This is a genomic window from Streptomyces sp. NPDC111802 (assembly GCF_055634335.1).
This window is the reverse complement of sequence record NZ_JBVKCZ010000190.1, coordinates 1-2,230: the sequence shown is the minus strand read 5'-3', so window position 1 is coordinate 2,230 and position 2,230 is coordinate 1. Positions and strand designations below refer to the sequence as shown.

The window sequence follows — 2,230 nt, the reverse complement described above, 5'->3', positions numbered from 1 at the left end:
GCCAAGCGCATAACGGACGAGACCACACCTACCTGGCGAGGCACCTACTAAGACATAAGGTGCAATCAACTCAAATCAAACGCTCTCTAAGGGCCGACGTCAGCTCTTCGTGCGGAACTTGTGGATCGCGACCGGCGCCATGATCGCCGTGATGGCCACCGACCAGCCGAGGGTCACCCACAGGTCGTGCGCGACCGGACCGCCCACCATCAGTCCGCGCGCGGCGTCCGCGAGCGTCGACAGCGGGTTGTAGTCGGTGAAGGCCTGGAGCCAGCCCGGCATCGAGGTCGTCGGCGCGAAGATCGACGAGCCGAACTGCAGCGGGAACAGCACCAGGAAGCCCATCGCCTGCACGGACTGCGCGTTCTTCATGATCACGCCCAGGGTGAGGAACACCCACATGATCGACGAGGCGAACGCCGTGGACAGGGCCACGGTCGCGAACAGGCCGGGCCAGTTGGTGATGTCGAACCCGACCAGCACGGAGACGATCATCAGCACGGTGGTCGCGAACAGCATCCGCAGCAGCTCCACCGAGATCTTCGCGAAGAGCACCGAGCCGCGCCCGATCGGCAGCGACCGGAAGCGGTCCATGACACCGGAGTTGAAGTCCTGGCTGAACCCGGTGCCGACGCCCTGCGACAGCGTCATGCTCATCATCGCGATCATGCCGGGGATCACGTACTGCACATACTGGTCCTGGCCGCCGCCCAGCGCCTGCCCGATCGAGCCGCCGAAGACGAACACGAACAGCAGGGTGAAGATGACCGGCATCAGCAGCGCGTCGGCCATCGACTCCGGGTCCTGCCGGATCCACAGCAGGTTGCGGCGCACGAGCGCGCCGGTGTGCCGCAGATGCCCGCGCAGCGAAATACGGGCGTCATCCGTGGCGGTGGGGGTGGTGACGGTGGCGGCGCTCATACGGCGACCTCCTCGCGGTCGTCGGTGGGCACGGTGTCCTGCGGGGCACTGGCGCGGTGGCCGGTGAGGGAGAGGAACACCTCGTCCAGGCTGGGTAGTTCGGTGGTGATGGAGGCGAGCGTGACCCCGCGCGCGGTGACGGCGCCGACCACGGCGGTCAGCTGCTCGTCGCTGAGGATCGGCACCAGGAGCGTGCCGGTGGCGGCGTCCACGGTGGTGGTCGCGAGCCCGGTGATGCCGAGCTCGTCGAGGTACCCGGCGAGCGGGCGCAGCTGCAGGGGATCGACCGGCCGGACCCGGAGCGTCCGCCCGCCGACCTTGGCCTTGAGCTCCTCGATGCCGCCGCCCGCGATGACCTTGCCCCGGTCGACCACGGTCAGCTCGGAGGCGAGCTGCTCGGCCTCCTCCATGTACTGCGTGGTCAGCAGCACGGTCACCCCGTCCCCGACCATCGTCTTGACCTCGTCCCACACCTCGTTGCGGGTGCGCGGGTCGAGTCCCGTGGTCGGCTCGTCGAGGAACAGCACGGCCGGCCGTCCGATCATGGAGGCGGCCAGGTCGAGCCGCCGCCGCATACCGCCGGAGTAGGTCGAGGCGGGCCGCTTGGCCGCCTCGGTCAGCGAGAACCGCTCCAGCAGTTCGTCGGCACGCCTGCGTGCCTCCTTGCGGGGCAGATCGAGCAACCGCCCGATGAGATAGAGGTTCTCCCAGCCCGGGAGCTTCTCGTCCACGGAGGCGTACTGCCCGGTCAGTCCGATCACCCGGCGCAGCTGCCGGGGCTGCCGTACGACGTCGTACCCGACGACGGTCGCCAGCCCCGAGTCCGGCGCCAGCAGTGTCGACAGGATCCGCACCAGGGTGGTCTTGCCCGCCCCGTTCGGTCCCAGCACCCCCATGACGGTGCCCTCACGCACATCCAGGTCCACACCGTCCAGAGCCTTGGTCTCGCCGTAGTGCTTGACCAACCCCCGCACGGAGACGGCGTTGCTCCCGCCGCCCGGCTTCTTGTCGATTCGCGTCATGGGGAAGACGGTGCCAGGCCACACCGACAAACCACCGACAAGCCACCGACAGCCACCCACACGGTCGGCCAACGGCCGACAGCCCCGCCGACGGGGGAAGATCGACGGGGCTGCCCTGGTGCCGCAGTGGCTCTATCGGTGCCGCACGGCTCTAGGCCGTGTCCGCAAAGTCCCGCCTGCCCCGCGACGCCTGGCACATGCTCTCGCCGCACCGGGCGGAAGCCCAAGTACGTCCAGTACGAGGGCTTCCGCCCGGCACGCCGAGAGCACGCACCAGACGCCGCGGG

At 68.9% G+C, this 2,230-nt stretch carries 2 protein-coding genes; both read right to left on the bottom strand.

The window, feature by feature from the left end:
- Positions 1–99: 99 nt before the first annotated feature.
- Positions 100–921, bottom strand: coding sequence for an ABC transporter permease (locus tag ACZ7NC_RS45320; protein ID WP_471498265.1), 822 nt, complete (start codon positions 919–921; stop codon positions 100–102).
- Positions 918–1,943, bottom strand: coding sequence for an ATP-binding cassette domain-containing protein (locus ACZ7NC_RS45315; RefSeq protein WP_471498261.1), 1,026 nt, complete (start codon positions 1,941–1,943; stop codon positions 918–920). Before ACZ7NC_RS45315 ends, ACZ7NC_RS45320 begins: the two co-directional genes overlap by 4 nt.
- Positions 1,944–2,230: the final 287 nt, after the last annotated feature.